Here is a 26,904-nt window from a genome sequence, read left to right on the forward strand (position 1 = left end):
CAAACAAGTGCTATAATTAGAAAAGGCTGATATAATCAGCGTTAGCCAGTATTAAACACTTGAAATTAGCATTTTGTCTTTGACTCTTCTTTAGTATTTTGTGATGTACTGAAACTTAAAAGCCTATAAATCACGGATTTAGTGATTTATAGGCTTTTTTATTTATGCTTTGATTTGTTTTTCTGAGTTTTTACTATTCTGCCTCGGTATTTGTTATGGTTTTGCTCGCTTCTCTTTGCATTTTTGCATGAACCAGAATTTGTGAGAACCAGCTTAAAATTATTATGGCAGTAGATGTCACAAGTATATCAATAGGATGAAGGTATGGGACCAGTTTTATGTTGTCAGGAACGGTATCTTTAACGGTGTATAGGAATAATAGTACACCACCTCCAAGACCAATCAATAGTCCAATTATAACTGATATAAAATTCTGCTTAAAAATCTCAGAAGCATAGGTTTCTGTATTTTCATAATCATTTAGAGCTTTTGAAATCTCATTTATCCTATTTCTAACATCTATTTCAGTAGTGAATCTAAAGGTTACATATAAAAGTAATGCCGTAGATATAATATACACATAGGAAATATATGTTAAAGGTTTAATTATAGATTCAGTTACAGCCCTTTTTGATCGTGCACTCTGAATGGATTGAACATAGTCGTATTTAGCAGACTCATTTACAAAATTGTCTATTGCATATGCACTATTGTCTTTCAACACAACTACTTTTGAGTTCATAGTCGGGCTCTCACCGGTGATTTCCTTATAGTATTCCGGAGTCATATAGACATAGTTTCCTACATAGTTTTCAAATATTTTCGAAATCACAATCTCATGCTTAGTAGACTCATCCAGAGTTATAGACAATCTGTCTCCAACTTTTAAGTTTTCCATATCGGCAAGTTTTTTCGATATGACTGCTGCATTTGGATGCAAATGAACTATGGCATTATTGTCTGCTTCCCTTAGTCTCATTATATTCTCAAGACCTTCGGCGCTCTCAGGAATTATCAATTTGAAGTCCACACTGGGTTTACCTTCTGTTATTGTTTTGGCGTTCAATGTAGAAGAATTTTCAACGAATCTCGCATATTTAATATCTTTCAAGAAGAAATCATAATCACTCGTAGATTCGGCATCAACACCAGGTAACATTGAAACTTCAGCATCGTATTTGATTATCATATCGTACTGTCTTTTTGGAATATCTTCTATTGACCTTTTCAGACTCATTCCAAGTAGAAGTAGTGCAGTAAATGCTGCAATTCCTGTGATTATCAATATCTGTTTTAAAGGATGAGCATATATATTCTTGAGTACTGCTTTTTTAATTGTGGATTGTTTCTTCCAATAATTAACCCTATTTTCCAGCCAGATCTTCTTATCCATAAAGCCTGAATCTTCCTTGTATACTAAAGGCTTGGATCTATATACATCGTAGAAAGGAAGTCCTATCGCAAATAGATAACCGATTATTATAACCAGAATTTGTATCGGGAATATATTGAAAGTTGCTGACTTAAAAGTAAAACTCTCCCCGTACAATCTAAAGATATTTTGAGCAACTGCAAACGAACCAACTAACAAACCGGTAATGATACTTAGTATTGCAATAACCGAAAAAGTTTTAATGTATCTAACAAATACTTCTTGTTTATGAGGTTCATGGCTTAAAAACTTAAAAGCATGTTCTTTTTTGACCAGCGCATTAGTAAATATATTTACGCATACAAGTACGATAAAGAAGAAAAGTATAGGGAAAACAAAAGTTATCATATCAACCCTCTTAGTAATGTTGAAATATGATTTCATACCAGTGTTTTCTCCTGAGTTTGTAACCTCATAAGTAGGTACGATTTCTCCGCTTAACTCTTCTTTTGAACGTGCAATGATTCCTTCCTTTTGCTTGATTAAATCTTTGGTAGTCTTTGCCTTGGTGCTGTAATCATCGGCACTTTTATTGTAATTATCAGTACTGCTACTTAGTTTGCTTTCAAGATCTTTTACTTCTTTTTCCATCTTTGTCTTGTCGGTATCCATAAATTTCTTGGCATCTTCATAGTCTTTTTTAACTTTTTCGAGCTCTTTCGTTGAATCATCAAGCTCGGTCTTTAATGAATTCATGGACTCTTCATAAGAATTCAGCTTGCTATTTGCAGCATTATATTCACCATCTAATCTATTTAACTCATCTATATCCGGTTGTAATGCAGAATATTGCGATTCAATATTAGCCTGCTCGTCATTAAGCTCGCTTAGTCTTGAGTTTAAAAAAGTCTTCTGGGATTCAAGCCTTGAAATTGAACCTTCAACATCACGAATCTTATTTTGAATCTCAGCCTTTTTATAAGAAAATATAGAAAGCTGAATCTTTAAACTCGCCAATGACCTCTTATAGCTATTTATCTCACGCGTATTTTCATTTATACTCGCATATACATTGTTCTTCTCGTAGTCTACATTTGATTTCAAACCGTCTAAATACGACCTTTGTCCTTCTACATAGGTTCTTTTAGAGGACAGACTCGATAGTAAGTCTGCAGTGACGGTGCTTTGACTGTCATAGTTTTCTTTTGCTTCGTCATAAGACTTTTGAACGGCATCCATCTTTTCTTGCAGCTTTTTAATATTGGATTCACCATGTTCCAAGTCTCTTTTTGATTTTTCTAATAATTTGTCGAAATCGTCTTTTTTCTTCTCATAATTCTTCTTTTCGGAATCGAGAGCCTTTCTTAACCTATCCAACTTGGACTCAGTATCGTTAAGTTCCTTATTCAAGTTCGCAATATCCGTTTCAGAAGTCTTTATTCTTTCAGCGGCCATTTCCTTAATCTTCACAGACTTTATTTCGGGCATATCCTTAAAAGCTTCCACGAAGTAAGAAAGTATTATTATCTACAATAGCCCTGTATTCAGAAGTGAAAGGAGAAAACTTCTTGGTAGAATTCAGATGAATTCTTGCAAAATTAGGATAAAGTATATCGAAATCTTCCGGCATTATAAGAGCATAACCATCGAGTTGACTTCCTGTAAGACTGGAAACACCCTTCTCAGACTTCAGGATATACTCAGGAGAACTAATAAGACCGACAATCTTAAACTTGTCGCGTTTTAGTTTAAGAGAAGGATTATTGCCCTTCTGAACCAAAGTTATCTCATCGCCTATCTTATAGGGGAAGTTCTCAATCGAATTATCTACTGCTATCTCTCCGGAATCCTTAGGATAAGAACCGTCGACAAGCTCATACTTAACCCAACTTTCAGGTATGGATTCAACACTTATTAAATTTTTAGTTTCGTCAATATTGACATCCATTTGATAACCGACATTTATGCTGGCAAGATCTTCAATTGAATTGATTATCTTCATCTCATTTTCATCTATACCATGACTTGAAATTATTTTTATATCCTCTAAATCATATTTATTTAGATAATAATCTGCAGTCTTTCTCATCAAACTCCCGGAAGTGCTCATTCCGTAAAAAAGAGAAACACCCAAGACGAGAAAAATAAAAATAAGAAAATAATCGGTTAAATGTTTTTTTTTATTAAAAGGATTCATTATATCACCCGACTTTTCGTTCTTTTACTCATATTATACACTATATCAATGGCTTATTGAAGAAAATACCTATTGATAATTATTATCATTGCATGTATAATATAATAGCGGCTGAAGAATAATATAGGGAAGAGAACGAAAACTAATTCCCAAATAATAAAGGAGGATTAATTTGGCAAGACCAAGAGGACCAAGATTTAAACAGTCCAGAAGATTCGGAGTAAATATCTTCGGACATCCAAAAGAACTAAAAAGAGGCGCTGTTGAACATAGAAGAGTAACCGAGTACGGAAAGCAGTTATTGGAGAAACAGAAACTGAAAGCATACTATGGACTCAGCGAGAAACAAATGAGAAAGTATATGATAGAGGCAGTTAAAGAATCCAGAAAAGGTAAAGGACTAATAGGTGAATTAGCTGTTGCCAGAGCAGAAAAAAGATTGGATAATATAGTCTATAGATCAGGATTTGCCAACTCGTTAAGACAAGCTAGACAATTCGTAGTTCATGGACATATCACATTAAACGGAAACAAGGTAGATATACCCTCACATCTAGTGAGACCAAATGATACTATAGGACTTACTCCTAGAGGAGAAAAACTGGAAATCATTAAGGAGAACTTAGAAAGCACTGTTGTAAGCGTTCCATACATCGAAAGAGATAATGATAAAAAGTCAGCTACTCTAATCAGAGAACCGGAAAGAAACGAAATTCCTATAGAACTGACAGATTCACTAGTCGTTGAGTTTTACTCAAAATCAATCTAAAAACATATACAATAAAAGAAATCTAATAAAAAAACCGAGAAATATACATTTCTCGGTCAGACTGAAGACAAACCCTGATTTTTAATCAGGGTTTGTCTTCAGTCTGAGGAATTCCAAGAATTCCTTTTTTAAATCAAAGCTTTTAAATCTCAACTACTTATCACTCAAATCCATTTCCTCTGTCAGTTTTACCAGCTCATCTATGACTTCACCAATATAGGCAATGGTATCTTTGAGCGGTTTATCAGTGCTGATATCCACACCTGCCATTAGAGCGAGTTCTTTAGGTATTTTGGTGCCACCTGCTTTTAGAGTACTTATCCAGTCATTAACGGCTACTTCACCTTCTTTTAATATCCTCTTGGCGACTTGAGTACCGATTGTTAAACCTGCAGAATAAGTATAAGGGTATAGACCCATGTAATAATGAGGCTGTCTCATCCAGGTCAGCTCGCTTCCCGGAAGGATTTCTATATCTTCTCCCCAGAACTCTATAAGCTTTTCTCTGAAGATTTCAGACAATTTATCTGCATCGACACTTCCGCCGGCATCTACGAGTTTATATACTTCTCTTTGATACGCAGCTTCCATAAAGTGAGTTACAAAATTATGATAGTAAGTTCTCGCTATAATTTGAGAAAGTACCCATCTTCTATCTCTTGTGTTCTCAGCTTTTTCAAGAAGATAAGTCTCCATGATTATCTCATTGGCTGTTGATGGAGCTTCTATAAAGTAAAGTGAAGGTCTGGAATCAAGGATGTTTTGATTTCTATGAGCCATATAGAAGTGACCTGCATGTCCTAGTTCGTGAGCAAGTACCATTACTTCCGCCATTAGCGAAGTCCATGATATCAAGATATAAGAATGTGAACCATATGGACTTGAACAGAATGCGCCTGTTGATTTACCGTGGTTATTAGCAAAATCTATCCATCTTTCAGAAAAAGCTCTTGTAAGCATTTCTCTATATTCCGCACCAAGTACTGAAAGACCGTCAAGTACGTATTCCTTAGCCTTGTCAATATCGACAGCAGGTTCATAACCCGGATCCAAATTAAGTTTTAAATCGGCATAAGTCATCTTCTCAAGACCATGAACTTTTTGAAGAAGTTTAGCATACTTTCTCATATGAGGAGCAAGTTCTTTCATTATGGTATCTATTTGTCTATCATACAATTCTCTATCTACCTTTTGATCGAATAACAGATAGTCGAAAACTGATTCGTAACCTCTCAATCTGGATAGAACTTTCTCTTGTTGAACTTGAGCAGCATAACATGCAGCTGTAGTATGCTTATATTTTTCAAGAACTGAATAGAAATTCTCAAAAGCCGCTCTTCTTACATCTGTGCTTGGTTCAGATTCCATAACACCTTCAAAGATATTATAACTAAGAGGATAATCTACTCCATTGACATTGAAAGTACCGAAGTCCATATCTACCAATTTTGCTTGATTGTAAACAGAATATGGTGTACGAAAAGTGTTTTGCAAAGAACTTAGAGCTTCTTCAGTTTTAGGGTCTAAAAGATATTTCTTGTTTCTCAGTACATCATCAATATATCCTTTTAAATCAGCCCTTTGGTCTATAACACGATTTAAAATTTCTTCAGTTTGATTTGCAATCTCTGTTTCAACAAAACTAATTTTCGCATCTAAGCCTACCAGGATATTATAGGTCTTAGCCATTCTCCTCATAGAAGTCGTATTTCCCATATCAACGCTAGTGTTTAAATTAGCATAAGAACCAAGCAGTATCCTCTCTTGAAGTATTCTCATGTAAGCATCAAGACAATCAGCTATTCGCTCAGAGGTTTCTAAATTTCCCTTATAAGCAATTACAAAAGCATCGACATCGTCAGATAGTGCGACTAGCCTATTATCAAGATCTTCATCACCGCTAGCTAAATCTCTAAGATTCCATTTTAAATCTTCGGAGATTTCTTCTCTCTTTTTAATTTCCAATTTATTGCTCCTTTCAAATCTCAATCGTTCTAATTGAGTATAATCTCATTTAATTGCCCATATATAAATATACCACAAAAGTAAATCTTAAAACAGAAAATATTGGTTGATTGACTTTCCTTAGTCAAACTACCACTTTTTAAGAATATCGGATATAATAAAAAGGTAGAAAAAATTGACTAAAAAAACTAAAAATAAATTAAATGGAGGACGAAAAAATGAAGACATTTAATCAAAAATTAGAAGACTATGCAAAACTTATTGTTGAAATCGGTATCAATGTTCAAAAAGACAAACCCATTGCTTTGTCAGCACCGGTAGAAGTAGCTGACTTTGGAAGAATGCTTGTAAAAAAAGCATATGAAGCAGGCGCATCGGATGTTTCTGTTACATGGTATGACGATTTTGTAACTCGCCAGAGATTTGAAAATGCACCACTTAGAGAATTTGAAACCTTCCCGGAGTACTTGGTAGACAAGGTCAGATATGACGGTGAAAGAGGAGCAGGTAGAATTGCAGTCGTAGCAGAAGATCCGGACTTATTGAACGGAATAGATGCGAACAAACTTGAAACAAATAACAGAGTCAGATCAACAGCACTTAAAGATGTTATGAAATACAGCATGAATGATATCAACTCATGGTGCGTTGTAGCCATACCTTCAGTAGGTTGGGCTAAAAAAGTATTCCCGGAAATGGAAGATGAAGCTGCTGTAGATGCACTTTGGGATGCAATTTTTAAGGCTACCAGAATAGACCAGGAAGACCCAGTAGCTGCTTGGAAAGAACATCTTGAAGACTTGGAATTTAGAGCTAATACACTAAATGAACATGAATTTGATAAACTTATCTATAAATCATCCAATGGCACTGACCTAACCGTAGGTCTACCAAATGGACATATATGGGTTAGCGGTGCTTCTGTAAACTCTCATGGAGATAAATTCGTAGCAAATATGCCTACAGAGGAAGTATTTACTGCACCCGATGCAAGAAGAGTTGACGGAATCCTTAAATCAACGAAGCCTTTAGCATACTCCGGAAACATAATAGATAAATTTACACTTGAATTTAAAGACGGAGAGGTAGTGAACTACTCAGCTGAAGTAGGAGAGAGATATCTTGGAGATCTATTAAAAGTCGACGAAAACTCCAAGAGACTTGGAGAAGTTGCCCTGGTTCCATATGATTCACCAATCTCAAACTCAAACATTCTTTTCTACAACACATTATTCGATGAAAATGCATCGTGCCACTTTGCCTTTGGTAAAGCGTACCCTACCTGTGTTGAAGGTGGAACTGAAATGAGTCCTGAAGAACTCGATAAAGCAGGCATCAACGAATCCATAATGCACGAAGACTTTATGGTCGGCTCAAAAGACTTATCTATAATCGGCGTAAAAGCAGACGGAACAGAAGTGGAAATCTTTAGAGACGGAAACTGGGCATTTTAGAAATTGATACCAAATTGTAAATATAATGTAACAATATTGTAATCGTAATGTTACTGTTATGTAACTACAATTAACATAAAATATGATATCTTATAGTAGAAAGAGTAAGGTCAAACTATTAATCTTACTCTTTTTATATTGAAATTAAATAGTCGATAGATGGTATTTTGATAATTAATATATATAAAAAATAAACAAATACCAATTATCGCACAAAAGAAAGGGGAAAAAAATTAAAAAAAGAGTACTTAGTTTATTGTTGGCAGGAATCCTTGTTTTTTCCAATGTACAAGTCCTAGCAAGCGAAGTCGAAAAAGAAGAAACACCTGTTACAACAGCAGAAACCGAAAATGAAGTAGTAGCTGAGGAAGACGAGAAAGAAGAAGTAAAGCCTACTAAAGAAAAAGACGAGGAATCTAAACCACATAAGTATTTGATAAGCAGGATAGCCGGAAGCGATAGATACTGCACTGCTCAAAAAGCAACAGAAGCAATTATGTCTTCAGACATCGCAGTTCTTGCAAGTGGAGAAAATGAGTCAGATGCATTATTTGGAGGTCCTCTAGCAGCTCAAGTATCAGGACCTATTCTACTTACCTCAAAAGACAAGCTTCCTGAAGGAATCGATAAAACCCTGAAAAAATTAGGAACAAAGTTCATTTATATAATAGGTGGGAAAGCAGCTGTCTCTGAAGAAGTTGAAGCAGAACTTAAAGAACTTGGATATGGAATATCTAGAATAGCAGGAAAAGACAGAGTTGAAACAGCTCATTTAATCAATCTTAAAACAGCCGAACTAAGAGGAGTTAAAGTTATTGGGGATCTTCCGTCCATATTGGTTAGTGGAAATGAGTTTGCTGATGCACTTTCCTCTGCCCCATTTGCACAATTGGCAATACAAAACACGTCATACAGTAGGTTTATACCGTATTCAGGTTACACCAAATCAGATGATTTAGTAATCGGAGGTTTTTCTTCAGTACCAAGTGGAGAAGAAAAAGAAAGAATTGCAGGAGAAGACAGATACGAAACTGCATTAAAAATTGCAGAAGCACATAAAAAACTACTAAAAGAAAAGAAAAACCTAGATGTTAGAAGAGTTGTAATAGTAGATGGAACAAACTATCCTGATGCACTTGCAGCAGGTCCTGTCGAATCAAGCTTGTACGCACCCATACTTTTAACATCTCCTAATAAACTTCATGAAGGAGTTGCAAAATTCATCATAGACAATGAAATTGAAAGTGTAACAATCTTTGGTGGAAGAAATTCAGTTTCAGAAGATGTAGAATCTGAATTAAGACATTTAAGATAATATTTATAGAAAACCTGATTTCAGAAATTTTAGCTGAAATCAGGTTTTATTTTGACAATCAAAGAACGAAAGAGTAAGTGACTACTCTCTGGGGATGAAAGAACAATTACTTTTTACTATGTCCATACAATCGAGCCTCAATTTTTAGTTTTGGATGAACTTTTTATGCACTTGAATCAAGCACCACAATTAATGCCAGAAAGATTTTGTTGAACTTTTATAAAACGCTAAGAACATACTGTTATCGTCACATAATCTATCAGAAGTAGATTAAATGACATCGCATATAGTATTTATAAAAGATGGAAAACTAATTGAATAGATATCAAAGTATCAAGTGGATGTATATTATATAAGTCTAGATAATCCGCTAGATACGCTAAACAAGCTACATGACTACCATCTTTCTATAAAATCTGATGAAATAGTTGCGACAACAAAAAATATCAAACTAAGCGAAATTCCGGAAAAGATAAACGAGATAGACAAGATTAAGAATATTCGCAAAGAAGTAAAAAGAGCAGAAAAAAGATATGAGGAGATTTATTATAAGAATTAATCGATATATTAAATAAAGAAATCATATTTTCTCAAAAGTCTAAGTTATACAGAAAAATGATAGTTAATCAGAATGCCAGGCAGCAATATGCAGGGCATTCATTTAAAGAAATTATTAAATTATAAACTAATTATTAAGTCGGGCGTATAGTATTTTATTTGGGATATGATATATAAAAACCGGGAAAACGTTTTACGAATAAGATAAGTACAAATTCTAAATTTATTGATGAAGTTGATAATATAAGAGCCATCAAAATACATACAATACCGGTTTTACATTTGATTAACATATATACTTCACACACAATATATCACGACATTTTATCGTGGAAGATTAAATTTTTAGGAATAATATTTTAATCATTTGAAAAACTATTACACCAGGATTAGTAGTAACCTTACTAAGAATTGCAAAATGGAGAAGTAAGCGGAGGATTTTATTTAACTTAAACATTAAACCATTCCGATGGTCAATAGTCATTGATATTTTGTTTGGCATTTAGTAATTTAGTGTAATCTATAAAGATATCCATATTGCAGATGTATAATACGGAAGATTGAAAAGGGTTTAACTAAAAAGTTATTCGGGAATAAGGCATCGATAGCTGAAGGGAGTAAGTATGAAAAATCCAATTAGAAAGAGTATGCTTCGATCACCATTAAAGACATTACTAAAACTTGGGATTATAACTCTAACTTTATATTTTTTTATATCCAGTGCTGTTAAATTATTTGTTGCAAATAGAGAAATTGAAAGAATAGGAAATTATTATACCAGTATAGGTCAATTGGAACCTCTAGATACTTCATATGATAATGAACTGTATAATGTAATACCTGAAGTCAGAAATCTAATTAAGGAAAGTGAATATTTTGATATAGAGAATATCGAGTTGCCAATACAAGGAGTTAGTTCATCCTTATATAATCGAGATTTTTATACTATCGATACCTATCCGGAAGAATATAGAGAGCTCCTTTTTTATCCTGAAGATAATATCAATCTTGGAGATATGATTTTTATTGGAAAACTGGAAAATCTGAACAAGTTGAAAAATGCCTTTGATGGAAGTGAAGGGCTGGATATTGCTACTACAATAGAAAAAGTAATCTCCGGTTATCCGGAATATGGAGTTGAAGGTGACGAGAAATCTATACTTGCCATTTCTTCATCTCTTTACAATAATCGTCCCCTTACATATATCACTTCCGAAGTAATAGAAGAGATGAAAAAATTGGATAAAAACTCGTATTATTTACTAAGAGGATATCATAATTATTTAGGGAAAAATAAAGATAAAGAAACGAATATAAAAATCGTTTTAAAGCCATTATATGAAGGAGGACCGCTCTACTATCCAATTGATAATTTGGAAGATTTTAATCTAAACAACAAACAATGGGATAAGCTTAGAGATGATATTGAAATAATTGAACAAAACAGACATACTTTCAAAGTAAGACCTGTAAAAGACATGTCTAAATTACCAAATATGCAAGAAACAACCAGGTCATACTTTTTAACTGAAGGACGATTTATAGATATAGAAGATAATAAAAGTGAAAATAAAGTTTGCGTTATACAAATGGATTTGGCCAATCAAAGAAATCTTAAAATAGGGGACAAAATATCTGTAAAACATAGATATATGGATTCAAACAATAATTATATATTCACAGAAGAAAATGTGAACACCTGGAGAGAGAAAAAAATAAGTGATGAAATAGAATATGAAATTGTAGGAATCATCACACACTTGGATACTGACATTATGGAACATGGGAAAGATGATATATATGTACCTGAAAGTACCGCTCTGATTGATTTAAATGAACATAATATAAATCCCTATGTCAGATTATACAGTTTTGTATTGAAATCTTCAAAAGATGAGGCTAAATTCATAGACGAAAGCGCAGAAGAAATTAGAAAATTAGGGTATGAACTGAAGTTTGTGGACAGTAATGCCAGGGAGTTTTGGAATAATGCTGAAGCAATGAGAACAAGGTCTTTAAACAGTACAATGGTTTTTGGACTGCTTTTACTTATTGCTATGCTATTTACGCTATACATTCACTTCCAGGATTTTAAGCGGATATACGCAATAGAAAGAACTTTGGGAATACCGAAAAGCGTAGCAAGAAAACATATTGTAACTCCTATACTGATTTTAGTATCAGTTATTACCATAAGTTTAATAATAATTAGCAGATATGAATCAGTAAAACAGGTGGAAAAACAAATATTAGATTTAGCGACCAATCTAAGAACAGAAACCACAATACAAGTATCACCTATAATCCTAATATCAATCTTTATCGGAATCATGATTGTTTTCTTAGGGTTCTTGTTACTATTCACCAAAAGACTAGAAAGTAAATCCATAATTGAATTAATACAGTTAAGTCAAATTCAAAAAAGTGAAAAAGTGACTGTGAGAGATTCTAAAAAAGAACCAGAAGATGAAATAGATATAAAAGGTGAAATTGACTCCTTAAAAATAAATCAATTGCCAAAATTAAATGATTCTTATTATGAATCCGTTATAGGAAATAAAGTCGGAGTTCTTAATAAGTTTACCGGAAGACAAATTATTAGATCTAAATTACAAACAAGCCTATTAATACTACTGTCAATTATCTTTGTATTTAGCATACTTTGGCTTAATCAACTTATGACGATGAATAAGCTGCAAATAGAAAATGCATATAAAAGTATGGAAATTGAAGCTGATATTTACAAAGCATCTAATGTTATGATGAGCGATAATTTTACCGGAGAAATATCAGAAAAAATACTTGAAGAATTACAATCTACAAATCTAATAAAAGAAATTAAAAAATTTGGAGCAGTAAAATATCATAAAATGGATATCTACAGAGATGGTGAACAGATAATAAACGAGATAGATATGTCAGACAGAAATGAAAATTATTCAGTATTCTATTCAAGTGAATTAATAGATAGTAATGGAATTGTTAATTTAGAAAATCTTAAATTAAATGAAAATGTTAATCCGGAGATTTTCACTACAAGTTGGAATAGTATATCTCAAGAAGGAGATATTCATTTACTGGAAAATCAAAACGGAGAAACAGAGATTCCCATACTTGCTTCCAATTTAGCAATTGAAAAATACGGGCTAAAACTTGGTGATGAAATTAGTTTTAATATTGAGAAGAAATATAGAAATATAAATCGGGTCAAAGGGAGAGTAGTAGGACAATTTGAAAGGGAAAAACTCGAAGTGCGTAAAGACGGTACCGTGTCCGGAACTAATCGAGGAGAGTTTTTTATAATCCCAATTGAGGTAATGAAATATATTGAAAAGAATAGGTTGTACTATGAAAAAGCTAATATCATATTTGATAAGGAAAAAAACAGGGAGCTATACACTCTTTCAAATGAGATTAAAGAAATTGTTAAAAACCATAGAGACAATCGCACCTCACTCCAGATAAAAATCTGGGATGAAGAACTGCAAAAAGTAGTGGGACCACTGGAGAAAAACCTGTCACTATTAGAAATAGTCTACCCTATAACTCTGGCAATATCATTACTGACAGCAGGATTTATCGCCTATATCATAACACTTAGAAAAGCAAAAGAAATGGCAATACTAAGAGTGCTTGGAGTGTCAAATAGAGAAGTAAAGAGCGTTTCAATAAAAGAAAGCCTGATACTGACCGTAATAGGAGTATCTACCGGAGTAATCCTAATGCTCATATTAAGAAACAGTGAATACCCTGTGGGTGTAGTAGGCTATCTTCTTGCAGCAGGAGTGTATTTAATAGGAACGATACTTGGACTATGGTTAGCACTTATGAGTAGAGATAAAAAGAAACCGCTTGAACTGCTTCAAGTGAAAGAATAGGAGGAAAAGTCATGTCAAAACTGGAATTGCAAAATATCTACTACAGATATAAAGGAAGTAATAAAGATGTATTAAAAGATGTAACGGCAACATTTGATAAAGGGAAGCTCCATGCAATAGTCGGACCGTCTGGAAGTGGAAAGACAACGCTGCTCTCCATAATGGCAGGACTGGATGAACCCACGAGAGGATCCATCTTTATAGATGGGAAAGACCTTAAAGAAATGGATGCAGATGAATACAGGAGAGACTGTATATCGATGATATTTCAGGCATATCAACTATTTCCACTACTGACCTCTCTTGAAAATGTATGCTTCCCAATGGAGTATAAGGGAGTTGATCCTAAGACAGCAGCCGAAACAGGAAGAGAAGTACTAAACGCCCTGGGAATAAAAGGAGATAAGCAGGGTAGATACCCTGCCAACCTCTCCGGAGGAGAACAGCAAAGGGTGGCCATAGCCAGAACCCTAGCAACAGGAGCCAAAATAATACTTGCAGATGAACCGACCGGAAACCTGGACGATGACAATACGGAAAGAATCCTTGATATATTAAAACAGCTTGCTCACGAACAAAACTTCTGCATAATAGTTGTAACTCATGATACAGAGCTTGCTGAGTCATGCGATACAATATGGAAGATAACGGAAGGGGAGATGACGGAGATGGTTAGGGAGAGTGTTAAATAGGTTAAATAAAAAGATGATACTATAGATAGAGTTAAATTGTTGTAATTTTCGTCTTTTTTTAGTAATTACTCCCATCAGGAAGAGCTTTAAGTGTGAGGATTTTAATGATATTTATTTTTGTAGGTATATTAGCATTCCTTAAAAGTGGGAGCTATCAAACTCCAAATATTTGCTAAGCTTATTCACTCAGAGAAGCTTGAGTATACCATGGTTAAGAAAATGATCGATTTTTTGATGTAGCTTGGAGTATTTGAAAGACTCTAAATATCATGGTAAAACAAATTCAGCTAATAGAAAAAGGTTCTCGTTAGAAAATCCAAGATAAGATTTATTTTTGATTTTCTCCCTTAATTTATACCGTTTTGCTTACGGGAAAAGTTGTGTTTACAATATTAAGAAACCGGTCTATAGGTGATTATCTTTTTAAAACCGGTCTGTTAAACTAATTATGGCCTTCTGCATTCTGATTAATAGATTCTAAAATGAAAAGTACCTATTTTCGATATTAAGGGGTTTAAGAGATGCTTTTATGAAAGAAAGATTTAATGCATTTGGATATACAGATTCTTTAGAGGGCACTTTTTTTGGGTTATATTATTTTAAAAATACTGTTTCAGAAAAGAGACTGTTCCAATTAAGGGAAATTTTTGAACCTGAAGTTGAGTTGGTATATTCGAGAGTGGGGCAGTATGGTAATAGTGATGATCTGGTTGCCGATGTATATGTCGAATATGAATCAGGGATGTACTTTGTAGATATAATTGAAAATGAAACTTGGAAACAAGTTTGTAGAGAGAAAAAAAGTATTATTAATAAGATATATGATTCTATAGTTGATTGAGGTTTAATTAAATAAATTTTAGCTCGGGTAATTTTATCCGGGCTTTTTTATATTCCTGTGGTAGGCTTTGTGTATCAGATTATATACAACAGGAAAACGCTAAACATCCCACTTTAGCTTGATGAAATTTCTTCTAATTTCGTCGACTTTACATAGATTTAACATAGAACAACGGATTCATTTAACATTGCAAGACTAAGATGTATTTGTAAAACAAAATTATAAAAAGGTGGTAAATTTGATGAAAAAACTGTTTGGAATTATTGCACTAACACTTTGTATGTCGATGATTTTTGTTGGATGTAATACATCTGATAATAAATCTGAGGAGCCTACAAAGCAAGAAGAAAAATCAGAGGTAAAAGAAGATAAAGTAGAAGATAAGAAGACCGAAGATAAAGAAGAGGACAAGAAAGAAGACAAGAAAGATGCTGACAAGGCTGATAGTAAAGAAATCATCGTTGTTTCAAGAGAGGCCGGATCAGGTACAAGAGGAGCGTTTGTAGAGCTTACAGGTGTTGAGGAAGATAAGCAAGACAATACTTATGCTGAAGCTGTTATTCAAAACGGAACCGATGCAGTTATGACTACTGTATCAAATGATGCAAATGCTATTGGATATATTTCTCTAGGTTCATTAAATGAGACGGTAAAAGCACTAAAAGTTGATGGAGTGGAAGCATCTGTTGAAGATATTAAGAACGGTTCATATAAGATTTCAAGACCTTTCAATATCTGTTATATCGATGGTGAACTAAATGAAGCCGCTCAGAATTTTGTGGAGTTTATATTTAGTGAAGAAGGACAAAAAATCGTTGAAGAAAAAGGTTATATCACTGTAAAGGACGATGCTAAACCTTTTGAGAAGAAAGAAGGACTAAAAGCACAACTTACTATCGGTGGATCTACATCAGTTACTCCGGTAATGGAAGCTCTTGCTGAGGCTTATGCTCATCTTAATCCTGATGTTGAAATCAATATTGAGTCTACCGGATCTACTGCAGGGGTAACAGGAGCAATTGACGGTACTGTTGATATCGGAATGGCTTCAAGAGAGCTTAAGGAAGAAGAACTTGCTAAGCTTAAAGGCGAAGCAATTGCACTTGATGGTATTGCAGTAATTGTAAGTAATGATAATCCTGTAACTGACATCAGCACAGAATCTATTAAAGATGTATTTACAGGAAAAGTACTTGATTGGAAGGATGTAAAATAAAAAATGATGGAAATGAATTCAGTAGCGTCTAACAAAAATAAAAATAAGCATAAACGCTATCTGGAGACTTCCGCTGAAGTATTATTTTTCATACTGACTCTAGCTTCTATTTTAGCAGTAGCTTTAATTTGTGGTTTTATTTTTGTGAATGGAATACCGGCTATTTATAAAATAGGTGTAAAAGAGTTTTTATTCGGTACAGAATGGATGCCAACCGCGACTCCCCCGAGGTTTGGCATCTTTCCAATGATCCTGGGTAGTATCTATGTTACTGCCGGAGCTATTGTGATTGGTGTACCGATAGGAGTATTGACGGCTATATATATGGCGGGATTCTCAAGTAAGCGCTATTATAAAACATTAAAGACGGCTCTAAATCTAATGGCAGGGATACCTTCTATAGTTTACGGTTTTTTTGCGCTAATGGTTATAGTTCCGTTTTTTAAAAAATTATTCGGTGGCTCAGGTTTCAGTATGCTGACGGCTATGGTAGTTCTTGTAATTATGATACTTCCTACGATTATAGGATTGTCTGAAGCTGCAATTCGAGCAGTTCCCAAATCGTATTACGAAGGAGCACTTGCAATGGGTGTTACTCATGAGTATGCTATGGGTCTGGTAGTAGTACCGGCTGCAAAATCAGGGATTCTATCTGCGGTCATACTTGGAGTAGGTAGAGCTATAGGTGAGACGATGGCAGTGGTTATGATTGCCGGAAATCAACCTAATATTCCGACAAGTCTTTTTAAAGGTGCGAGGACAATGACCTCCAATATTATTATGGAGATGGCATATGCAGCTGGATTACACAGAGAAGCACTACTTGGTACCGGAGCAATACTATTTATCTTTATATTGATAATAAATATATTATTTAATGCTGTTAATAGGAGGGCTTTGAAATGAAAACTAAAAGTAAGATTTTTAAAACTTTCGTATATACAGCTGCTGCATTAACTTTTGCAATCCTTATTTTTATTATAGCTGATTTGTTTATTAAGGGGATTCCTTATATAAAGCCTGAAATGTTTGCACTTAAGTACAGTTCTTCAAATCTGTCTATGATGCCTGCAATTATAAATACGATGATAATGGTTGTTCTTGCAATACTAATGGCAGGACCGGTAGGGATTATTACTGCAATATATTTAAACGAATACGCAAGTAGTACTAATATCCTTATCAAACCCGTTAAGTTGACATCTCAAACACTTGCAGGGATACCTTCGATAGTTTATGGACTTTTCGGTTCGCTTTTCTTTGTAACTTTTTTAGGCTGGAAGTATTCGCTTTTAGCAGGTGCTTGTACTCTGGCAATTATGATTCTACCAATTTTCATAACCAGTACTGAGGAAGCTCTTTTGTCCGTATCAAAAGATTTACGAGAAGCGAGCTTCGGTCTTGGTGCTATGAATCTTAGAACTATTTTTAGAATTGTACTTCCTTATGCTATGCCTGGAATTCTAGCAGGGATAGTCTTATCTGTAGGTAGGATTGTCGGAGAGACGGCTGCTCTTATTTTTACAGCAGGTTCATCTCCTAGAATCCCTAGAAATCTTTTTAGTTCAGGAAGAACACTATCTACACATATGTATATATTATCAGGTGAAGGTATGCATAAGAATGAAGCTTATGCGACTGGTGTAATATTGATTTTAGTCGTACTCGTTATGAACTTTATTTCTTCAAGGATGGCTGCGAGTATTGGAAAGGGCGGTATTGATGAGTAAAATCGAAATTAAAAACTTTAATTCATATTATGGCGACTTTCATGCTATAAACAATGTGGATATGACGATAAACAAAAATGAAGTAACTGCTTTTATAGGACCGTCCGGATGTGGTAAATCTACACTTCTAAGGTCCATAAACAGGATGAATGATCTGGTTGAAAGCTTTAGAAGAGATGGGAATATACTTCTGGATGGCAAGGATATTTGGAGCGAGACGGATGTATTTGATTTAAGAAAAAGAGTAGGAATGGTGTTTCAAAAACCAAATCCGTTCCCAATGTCAATTTACGACAATATAGCTTTTGGACCTAGAACTCACGGTGTAAAGGACAAGAAGACACTGGACCAAATAGTTGAAACCAGTTTAAAGAATGCGGCAATTTGGGATGAGGTTAAAGATGAACTTAAGAAATCCGCGTTATCATTATCGGGAGGACAGCAGCAGAGAATCTGTATTGCCAGAGCTCTTGCGGTAGATCCTGAAGTTCTACTATTGGACGAACCTACTTCTGCTCTTGATCCAATTTCCACTTCAAAGATTGAAGATTTGCTTGACGAACTAAAAAAGGAGTATACAATAGTAATTGTAACGCACAATATGCAGCAAGCTGCAAGGGTATCTGACAAGACCGGATTTTTCCTCCTTGGGAATTTGGTGGAGTTTGCGCCTACCGATACTATTTTTTCAGCTCCTAAGGATGAGAGAACAGAAAACTATATAACAGGAAGATTTGGTTAAGAGGTGCGATATGAGAGTTATCTATGAAAAACAATTAAACAAGTTAAAAATTGAACTCAATGAGATGGGAAGATATATAACTCAGTCGATAGAAGATTCAATGAAAGCACTTAAAACTAGAGATATGGAGCTTGCTAAAACGGTAAAAGAAAATGAGTCTGAAATTATAGAACTTGAAAGACAAATTGAGACTAGATGTGTTAAACTAATAATGAAGCAGCAACCGGTAGCAGGTGATTTAAGGTTTATCTCACAGGCTATGAAAATGATTAACTATATGGGCAGGATAGGAAGACAATCTGCTGATATCGCTGAGATTATCATATTGATGGTAAATGGGAAAGATATACCTACTTTAACAAATTTGGACCGTATGAGCGAGATTACTGTAAAAAATGTATTGGACGCAGTATGTTCGTATACTAACTCCGATGCGGATCTTGTTAAGAGCGTTATTATAAATGAAGACAAAATAGATAAGTGTTTTGACATGGTTAAAACCGAAATAATAGAAAAGTTAAGAAGCGGAGAGGATAATTCTGCTATATTAATAGATTTATTGATGATTTCAAAATATCTGGAGAGAATAGGAGATCATGCAGAGAGGATCGCTATCGGATTAAGCTATTCGATTGCAATTGAAGAATAAATAATAGGATGTGCTGACATGGATAAAATCTTTATAGTTGAGGATGATCAAAATATAAAGCAGCTGATAATTTATGCGCTCAATTCTAGCGGGTTTGAAGCACATGGATTTGAAAATGCTGAAGACTTATATAATAGACTGGAAACAGAACTACCGGTCTTATTTGTATTGGATATAATGCTCGACGGAGACGATGGATATCAAATACTCGAGAAGTTAAGGTCTAATCCCAATACCGAGAAAATCCCGGCAATTATGTTGACAGCTAAAGCTGCAGAATACGATAAAGTTCGGGGCTTAGATATGGGGGCTGATGATTATATTACAAAACCATTCGGTGTAATGGAACTAATATCTAGAATTAAAGCGGTCCTAAGAAGAACTCAAGATGATGATATAAAAGAGATCGTCGAATATAAAGATATAGAAATTGATTTAAAGAAGAGAACTGTAGAAGTTTCCGGAGAACCGACAGAGCTTACCTATAAAGAGTTTGAGCTCTTACACTTTTTAATAATAAATGCTGAGATTGTTCTTAGCAGAGACAAGATAATGAGCGCGGTATGGGGATTCGACTATCAAGGCGAGAGCAGAACAGTAGATGTTCATATAAGGACTTTAAGGCAAAAACTTAAAGAAGCCGGAAATTATATAGTAACCGTTAGAAATGTGGGTTATAAAATAGGAGAGTAGTGTTATGGATAAGAAACTATCCAGAAGTGTTTATATTCTCATCATCTTTGCACTGTTTTTGAGTACGTCGATTACTGCATTTATCACGAAAAGTGCTTATGATATGAATATCGATGAGTTGACCAAACACATAGCAACCATGGATATAAAAGATGAAGATTTATCCATATCGGGATTTAGAATTGAAAAAATTGAAAAAGACGGCTATCTATCTAAAATAAAGGATATAAATGGCCGTAGTTTTTTTGTGTACAGAGATAATGCCAAGCTGATAAGACTGACGATTTATGGATTGATACCTATTTTGTTAATCTCTATAATGTTGCTTTTCTTGATGAGATATTATAACGAGAAGAGACTATTAAGAGCCCTTAAACCTGTAGAGAGGATGGCAGGAGTCATCACCGATATACTGTCAGGTAAAAGCAGTGAGGGTGACCCTGAAGCTGTTTTTAACGAGATTAGACCTCTTTTAAAAGTTGAGGGAGTCAATAAAAACGAACTGGAAAGATCCATAGAGAATCTAATCGAAGCAGAACAAAGGCGCAGGGAGTTTACTGCAAATGTCACGCATGAATTAAAAACTCCACTTACAAGCATAAACGGATATGCTGAAATGATTTCCAGTGGTATCGCAAATGATGAGGATATAGTAAAGTTTTCCAATATTATTTTAGAGGAAGGGAACAGGCTTTTAAGATTGATAGATGAGATATTGACCTTGTCAAAATACGACAATGACAGCAGGGATAAACTGAACTATGAACAGTTTGACTTATTTGGACTGGCTAGCGATATAGTCGGAGATATGAGTGCTTATGCACTCAGCGAAGAAATAAACCTAAATATCAAAGGTGAAAAGCTCGTAGTAAGTGCTGATGTCAATATGATGGAAGAGATGATATCAAATCTTATAAGTAATTCCATAAAATATAATTATCCCGGGGGTAATGTCTATATAGAAGTTGAAGACGCCGAAGATGAGGCTAAGATTATTGTTAGGGACGACGGTATAGGGATTTCTCCTGAAGATCAAGAGAGGATTTTTGAAAGGTTCTACATGGTTAATAAATCCGGAAGTAGAAAACTGGGTACAGGATTAGGACTGTCATTAGTTAAACATATAGTAAAAAAACATAATGGAAGTATAGATTTAAAAAGCCAGATAGGAAAAGGCTCAACATTTACAATAATGCTACCAAAGCACCCTGATGTCATTTGATAATCTCGGTGCTTTTATCTATAATAGAAGTATGATATGTCCTAAATGATTAAATTAAGGAGAATTATGATGTGTACTTCAATTATTTATAGATACGAAGAGGGTATGATACTGGGAAGAAATATGGATTATGAACATCCTGTAGATTTTAATGTGCTCTACCTGCCTGCGGGATATCACTACGCAGATGACCTATATGGAAATCCGCTAAAAAGCAAGTATAAGATGATGGGGATTTGTTTCCATAATCATAATCCGCTTAAAGACGGAGTAAATGAACATGGACTAGTAGGATGCACAAATGCTTTTGCAATTTTCAACCCCTATCACAATGAAGTTGCCCCTGATAAATTAAATGTTTCAGCTCTGGATTATATGAATTATGCTTTGGGTAATTTTAAAACGGTGAAAGAAGTAGTGGATGATTTGGAGAATATTCACATTAGCACCAAAAATTCATGTGGTGAAAATGTAATCTGTCCGGCTTTCCATTATATGTTCGTAGACAAATCGGGAGACTCAATACTCATAGAACCGGCGGATAAAGAACTGGTAGCTATTAAAAACCCGTATGATGTTATGACGAACTCACCTCATTTTCATAGACATGAAAAGAGGTTAAAAGCTCTATTAGATCCAAACAATCCTGAGGATTTCAATGCTGCAAAGAATCTACCCGGCGGATACGACCCGACGAGCAGATTTATAAAAGCTTTTTACTTGAATGCAACCCATCTTGAAGCCAATAATAGCAGAGAAGCCCTAGAAAACACTTACTCAATTCTTGAGACACTCAAGATGCCAAGGGGATTCGTAAAACTAAAAGGAGCAAAGGACCATACATACACCAGATATGTATGTGCATATGATGTCGTCAACAAATTATTAACAGCACGAAATCATACTAATACAGCTGTCTTTTCACTATCTTTTGAAGATATAAAAACTCCTGATGAAAGAGTAAGCATTGAGTTTGATAAAAGACTGAGTACCTTTAAGTTTACAGATATTTGTTAGGTGGCGGAGATATAATAAGGTGGAGGAAGATGTATAGGATTTTAATAGTTGAAGACGATCAATTGATCAGTAGAGAAATTGAAAAACAATTAATGACATGGGACTTCGAAGCTCGAAGAGTGGAAGACTTTGATTTTGTTTTTCGTGAATTTGAAGATTTTGAACCACATCTTGTGTTAATGGATATAAAGCTACCAGTATTAAATGGTTACTTGTGGTGTGAAAAAATTAGAAAGGTATCCAATGTACCGATTATCTTTATATCCAGTGCGGGCGATAATATGAACCTTATAATGGCAATAAATTCCGGCGGCGATGATTTTATTAATAAACCTTTTGAAATGGAAGTACTTATTTCTAAGATTAAAGCACTCTTAAGAAGAAGCTATGATTATGTGACTGAGAAATCCTATGAATTCGGACCGCTCGTACATTATCCTGAAAAGATGATTATAAGGGTAGGGGAAAATGAAGAAGAACTCAGTAAAAATGAAAATAATATACTACAGCTACTATTGGAAAAAAGAGGTAAGGTAGTAACTAGAGAAGAATTAATGATAAAGCTTTGGGATACTGAAAGTTTTATTGACGATAATACGCTTACTGTTAATGTAAATAGATTAAGAAATAAACTAAAAGAGAATGGTATGGAGGATATTATCAAGACTAAAAAAGGAGTGGGGTATTATATTTGAAAGAATTTATACTAAGTCAAAGACACCTGCTTTTATTCAGCATATTTAATACTACTTTGTTTGGGGTTATATCCTATCTATACAATATAGACGTTAAGGGACCATTAGTTTATAGTGCCTTTTTGTACTATACTGCATTAATGTTGTTTTTAATCTATAGATATATAGTGTACGATGCAAAAAAGAAATTACTTATGATTCATTTAAGTAATGGAACCGGTGTAGATGAAAATGAATTCAGCTATCGCAAAGATGGTATAGAAAGACTTCAAAGCAGTTTATATAAAGCTGAGGTAAAGAGAAATACAGAAATATTAGCTGAAAGTTTGGAGAAAAAAACCGAGAGGGACTATTATCTCAACCTTTGGACCCATCAAGTTAAAACTCCGCTTACAGCAATGAATCTAATTGTCCATGGAAATTTAAAGAATAGTGAGAAGGATTTAAAAAGAGAACTTAAAAAGACTGAAAACTATATAGATAATATAATCAACTACATGAAAATAGAGGAGGACTCCGTTGACTTTGTATTTAGAGAGCACTCTTTAAAGGAGATTGTAAATGGGGCAATTGTAAATAACTCTATACTATTTATTTATAAAAATTTGTCAGCTCAAGTAGATATTAAAGATATAGAAGTCTTGACTGATAAAAAGTGGTTGGTGTTCGCGCTGGAACAGATTCTAACCAATTCAGTCAAGTATACTGAAACCGGAGGTGTTAGGATTTATAATGAAAGCAATAATCCATACATCCTTCATGTAATAGATACAGGCAGAGGTATACCTGCTGAAGAACTACCTAAAATCACCGATATGGGTTATACCGGCACGATTGGAAGAAATGATCCTAATGCAACGGGAATCGGGCTTTATATAACAGACAGGATTCTAGGAAAACTAGGGTATGCATACAAGATAAAGTCCGAGGTAGGAGTCGGTACTGAGTTTATTATAAATCTTAAAAGGGAAAAACTGGTCACTGATCATTAGGAAAAGTATAAAACTCTAAACTTACACGGATGTAAGTTTAGAGTTTTATTTTGTAAGACAAAACAATGGTAGCTATATTGTTTCTTCAATATAATTAAATCAAAAGGAGATGAAAGAAATGTTAGAAGTTAAAAACTTAAGAAAAGTATATAAATCAAGATTTGGTTTAAATGTAGTTGAAGCAATAAAGAATGTAAGTTTCAAAGTAGATAAGGGAGAATATGTTGTTATTATGGGGGAGTCAGGATCCGGAAAGACCACTCTTTTAAACATACTGGCGACTATTGATACTCCCACATCCGGATCTGTCGTATTAGATGGAATTGACATGAATAAAGGAAGTGAAGCTGAAAGGGCACTTTTTAGAAGGACAAATTTAGGTTTTGTTTTCCAAGATTTCAACCTACTGGAATCCATGAATAATATGGACAATATATTTTTACCTCTCGTACTTTCAGAGTACAAAGTAAGTGAAATGAGAAAAAGACTTGGAGAGTTAACTCAAAAACTAGGAATTTCAGAAATAATAACCAAGTATCCGTACGAGGTATCCGGAGGTCAAAAACAGAGGGTAGCTGTTGCAAGAGCGGTTATTACAAATCCCAAAATATTACTTGCCGATGAACCCACAGGAGCTCTGGATTCAAGGTCTTCACAGCAACTGCTCGAACTGTTTGAAAATTTAAATGAAGAAGGTCAGACAATTATTATGGTAACCCACTCAGCTCATGCTGCCAGTAGAGCAAAGAGAATTCTCTTTATAAAAGACGGGATAATTTCCCATGAGCTTTACAAGGGAAATTTAAGCTCAGAAGAGTTTTATAAACAGATTATAAATACCCAGGGTATGCTCTTATCGGGAGGCGAGAGAATTGCTTAAAAAACTTCATTTTAAACTGGCAATCGATGGGATTACAAAAAACAAAAGGCTCTATATACCTTATATCGGCGCTTCTTCACTAATGGTTTTTGTATTTTTTACAATGGCATTACTGATGACAAATGAAACAATAGCAGCTTTTCCGGGTGGAACCATGATACCAATTATCCTTGCTTTCGGCATGATAGTTATAGGGGTCTTTTCTTTAATATTTCTAAGTTACACGAATAAGTTCATAATTAAAAACAGAATGCAGGAATATGGACTGCTTAGTATACTTGGACTGTCTAAAAGCGATTTAAACAAGATTAATATAATCTCTACATTCCTGCTTTATATAATTAATACGATTATCGGGTTGATATCAGGACTTGCACTTGGGAAACTAATGGTGCTCATAATCGGCAAGGTAATCGGAGCAGAAGGCGTACTTCCGTTTATGATAAATAAATACGCTTTTGTATTTACAGTCTTGGCTTTTGCAGCAATTTACACCTTTATTTTAATAGGGTCGATACTAAATATGCGAAATCTAAATCCTATAAACTACATGAGTGAATCTAGTGGAGGGGAAAAAGAGCCCAAGTCAAAAATAATTCTCGCAATTTTCGGCACACTTACGTTAATTGCAGGGTATATAATTGCAGGAAGTGTAAGCTCACCGCAGCGGGCGGTTGTAATGTTCTTTATAGCTGTAATTCTCGTGATTTTAGGAACATTTAGCTTGTTTACATTCTTATCTGTAGTCGTGTTAAAATCGCTGCAAAAAAACAGTAGTTTTTATTATACTAAGAAAAAATTTATTTATATATCTTCGATGATTTATAGGATTAAACAAAATGCTCTAAGTCTTGCAAGCATCTGCATAATATGCACCATGGTATTGGTTACATTATCTTATACTGTTACTCTTTTTGTAGGGAAAAACGAATTTAGAGATTTCACTAGTCCATCAGATGTAAACATAAGTATCTATGCTGGAGTAAATGCAGATAAAGAAAACATGTTTGGAAAAGTTCACGACGTAATACCTGAGGCTGAAAAACGCGGAATTAAATTAAATAAATTAGGATCTGAAGTTGTAATAGATGAAAACACAGTGAACAATGCAGGGGAGGATGTAAAACCTAATTCGAGAATTTATTACTCAACTCCAGCTTATAATCGGATTTTCAAAATCGATGAAGTATTAAAAGATGATGAAGTGTTAATAAAGTCAAATACATTCACCGGTAGTACTATTGAAATTGATGGAAGAGATTATTCTGTTAAAACTGTTGAAAAACTCGAGAGTGATTTTCTTTATAACGATAGTAGTAAGGATTTAATGGTAATTGTACTCAACAGTCTGGAGCATATAGACTTTAAAAACTACGGTAATGATAGTATTTACCAAAGAGTTTTTTTCGATTATCTAGAAAAACCGGCAGATGAAACTGAGTTTATTAATGCGCTAGAAAGAGATATACTAACTGATGCAAATGTTATAAGCAGAGAACAAGCCATAGAATCTACAGATGGCATCTTTAACGGTATCTTCGTACTGGGATTTCTACTTGGAACAGTATTTATAGTTTCTGCAACAATGATAATCTACTACAAACAGGTTTCAGAGGGAATGGAAGATGCCAAGAGGTATAATATTCTCAGAAATGTCGGAATGTCTAAAGCTGAAATAAAATCCACGATAAATGAGCAGACCAACACTGTATTTTTCTTGCCCTTGGTCGTTTCAATCATCCATCTTGTGTTCGCTACCAAGATGATTAAACTCTTATTAAGAGTATTCGCATTTTCAAACAATGTAATGTTTATAAAAACAGTGGTGTCTGTAGTGTTGGCAGTGGTATTTTTATACACGGTCATCTACAAATTGACTGCTATGAGTTATTATAGGATAGTTAGTAACTAAAGGGGCTCAAAGTTTTAAATTTCTCTTCCGTTCCAGGTTTTAAGAAAAAGCCGTTTATTATTCTTCCGGAGATTTCAATATCGCTTCGCTTAAAAGAATGAAATCTAGACCCTAC

At 34.3% G+C, this 26,904-nt stretch carries 22 protein-coding genes; 19 read left to right on the forward strand and 3 right to left on the reverse strand.

Translation table 11 applies throughout. The annotated features are described in order from the left end of the window. Nucleotides 1-193: 193 nt before the first annotated feature. Nucleotides 194-2,842: a hypothetical protein gene (locus VZL98_00715; protein ID WVH63506.1), complete on the reverse strand. Its 2,649-nt coding sequence runs from the start codon at nucleotides 2,840-2,842 to the stop codon at nucleotides 194-196. Between the two features lie 22 nt (nucleotides 2,843-2,864). Continuing rightward, nucleotides 2,865-3,461, reverse strand: coding sequence for a hypothetical protein (locus VZL98_00720; GenBank protein WVH63507.1), 597 nt, complete (start codon nucleotides 3,459-3,461; stop codon nucleotides 2,865-2,867). 280 nt (nucleotides 3,462-3,741) lie between these two features. Here VZL98_00720 and rpsD point away from each other — a divergent pair, with 280 nt between their 5' ends. Beyond that, a complete protein-coding gene (rpsD, locus tag VZL98_00725) occupies nucleotides 3,742-4,338 on the forward strand; it encodes a 30S ribosomal protein S4 (protein WVH63508.1) in 597 nt (198 codons plus the stop codon). A 153-nt stretch (nucleotides 4,339-4,491) separates the two neighbouring features. On the opposite strand, the gene pepF is transcribed toward rpsD, so the two are convergent. Further along, the gene (pepF, locus tag VZL98_00730) at nucleotides 4,492-6,303 is read right to left on the reverse strand and encodes an oligoendopeptidase F (GenBank protein WVH63509.1); all 1,812 of its coding nucleotides are present in this window, start codon (nucleotides 6,301-6,303) and stop codon (nucleotides 4,492-4,494) included. 218 nt (nucleotides 6,304-6,521) lie between these two features. Between pepF and VZL98_00735 the strand changes: the two genes are divergently transcribed. The 18 genes from VZL98_00735 (at nucleotide 6,522) to VZL98_00820 (ending at nucleotide 26,789) form a co-directional block, all read left to right on the forward strand. Continuing rightward, nucleotides 6,522-7,757 carry an aminopeptidase gene (locus VZL98_00735; protein WVH63510.1) on the forward strand — a complete coding sequence of 412 codons (1,236 nt, stop codon included), beginning with the start codon at nucleotides 6,522-6,524 and terminating at the stop codon, nucleotides 7,755-7,757. Nucleotides 7,758-8,016: 259 nt separating this feature from the next. Beyond that, nucleotides 8,017-9,072, forward strand: coding sequence for a cell wall-binding repeat-containing protein (locus VZL98_00740; protein WVH63511.1), 1,056 nt, complete (start codon nucleotides 8,017-8,019; stop codon nucleotides 9,070-9,072). A 337-nt stretch (nucleotides 9,073-9,409) separates the two neighbouring features. Beyond that, complete coding sequence (locus VZL98_00745; protein WVH63512.1) at nucleotides 9,410-9,631, forward strand: hypothetical protein; 222 nt, start codon at nucleotides 9,410-9,412, stop codon at nucleotides 9,629-9,631. Between the two features lie 622 nt (nucleotides 9,632-10,253). Further along, nucleotides 10,254-13,508, forward strand: a complete 3,255-nt coding sequence (locus VZL98_00750; GenBank protein ID WVH63513.1) for an ABC transporter permease — start codon at nucleotides 10,254-10,256, stop codon at nucleotides 13,506-13,508. 11 nt (nucleotides 13,509-13,519) lie between these two features. Then, nucleotides 13,520-14,200, forward strand: coding sequence for an ABC transporter ATP-binding protein (locus tag VZL98_00755; protein WVH63514.1), 681 nt, complete (start codon nucleotides 13,520-13,522; stop codon nucleotides 14,198-14,200). A gap of 529 nt (nucleotides 14,201-14,729) precedes the next feature. After that, a complete protein-coding gene (locus VZL98_00760; GenBank protein ID WVH63515.1) occupies nucleotides 14,730-15,041 on the forward strand; it encodes a hypothetical protein in 312 nt (103 codons plus the stop codon). A gap of 241 nt (nucleotides 15,042-15,282) precedes the next feature. Further along, nucleotides 15,283-16,257 (forward strand): substrate-binding domain-containing protein, encoded by a 975-nt coding sequence (locus VZL98_00765; protein WVH63516.1) that lies wholly within the window; start codon nucleotides 15,283-15,285, stop codon nucleotides 16,255-16,257. 3 nt (nucleotides 16,258-16,260) lie between these two features. Then, entirely contained in the window at nucleotides 16,261-17,163 is a 903-nt protein-coding gene (pstC, locus tag VZL98_00770; GenBank protein ID WVH63517.1) for a phosphate ABC transporter permease subunit PstC, read from the forward strand. Continuing rightward, on the forward strand, nucleotides 17,160-17,987 hold the full coding sequence (pstA, locus tag VZL98_00775; protein WVH63518.1) for a phosphate ABC transporter permease PstA: 828 nt from the start codon (nucleotides 17,160-17,162) through the stop codon (nucleotides 17,985-17,987). The genes pstC and pstA overlap by 4 nt, the downstream gene beginning before the upstream one ends. Further along, the gene (gene pstB, locus VZL98_00780; protein WVH63519.1) at nucleotides 17,980-18,729 is read left to right on the forward strand and encodes a phosphate ABC transporter ATP-binding protein PstB; all 750 of its coding nucleotides are present in this window, start codon (nucleotides 17,980-17,982) and stop codon (nucleotides 18,727-18,729) included. Before pstA ends, pstB begins: the two co-directional genes overlap by 8 nt. Before the next feature lie 10 nt (nucleotides 18,730-18,739). Further along, the gene (phoU, locus tag VZL98_00785; protein ID WVH63520.1) at nucleotides 18,740-19,378 is read left to right on the forward strand and encodes a phosphate signaling complex protein PhoU; all 639 of its coding nucleotides are present in this window, start codon (nucleotides 18,740-18,742) and stop codon (nucleotides 19,376-19,378) included. Between the two features lie 18 nt (nucleotides 19,379-19,396). Next, complete coding sequence (locus tag VZL98_00790; GenBank protein WVH63521.1) at nucleotides 19,397-20,071, forward strand: response regulator transcription factor; 675 nt, start codon at nucleotides 19,397-19,399, stop codon at nucleotides 20,069-20,071. 4 nt (nucleotides 20,072-20,075) lie between these two features. After that, nucleotides 20,076-21,293: a HAMP domain-containing sensor histidine kinase gene (locus tag VZL98_00795; protein WVH63522.1), complete on the forward strand. Its 1,218-nt coding sequence runs from the start codon at nucleotides 20,076-20,078 to the stop codon at nucleotides 21,291-21,293. A gap of 69 nt (nucleotides 21,294-21,362) precedes the next feature. Then, nucleotides 21,363-22,310: a linear amide C-N hydrolase gene (locus VZL98_00800; GenBank protein ID WVH63523.1), complete on the forward strand. Its 948-nt coding sequence runs from the start codon at nucleotides 21,363-21,365 to the stop codon at nucleotides 22,308-22,310. 29 nt (nucleotides 22,311-22,339) lie between these two features. Further along, a complete protein-coding gene (locus tag VZL98_00805) occupies nucleotides 22,340-23,005 on the forward strand; it encodes a response regulator transcription factor (protein ID WVH63524.1) in 666 nt (221 codons plus the stop codon). Beyond that, nucleotides 23,002-23,997 carry a sensor histidine kinase gene (locus VZL98_00810; protein ID WVH63525.1) on the forward strand — a complete coding sequence of 332 codons (996 nt, stop codon included), beginning with the start codon at nucleotides 23,002-23,004 and terminating at the stop codon, nucleotides 23,995-23,997. The genes VZL98_00805 and VZL98_00810 overlap by 4 nt, the downstream gene beginning before the upstream one ends. 118 nt (nucleotides 23,998-24,115) lie before the next feature. Further along, nucleotides 24,116-24,877, forward strand: coding sequence for an ABC transporter ATP-binding protein (locus tag VZL98_00815; protein ID WVH63526.1), 762 nt, complete (start codon nucleotides 24,116-24,118; stop codon nucleotides 24,875-24,877). Further along, complete coding sequence (locus VZL98_00820; protein WVH63527.1) at nucleotides 24,870-26,789, forward strand: ABC transporter permease; 1,920 nt, start codon at nucleotides 24,870-24,872, stop codon at nucleotides 26,787-26,789. Before VZL98_00815 ends, VZL98_00820 begins: the two co-directional genes overlap by 8 nt. Nucleotides 26,790-26,904: the final 115 nt, after the last annotated feature.

Source organism: Peptoniphilaceae bacterium AMB_02, from assembly GCA_036321625.1.
Lineage (GTDB): Bacteria > Bacillota > Clostridia > Tissierellales > Peptoniphilaceae > Microaceticoccus > Microaceticoccus formicicus.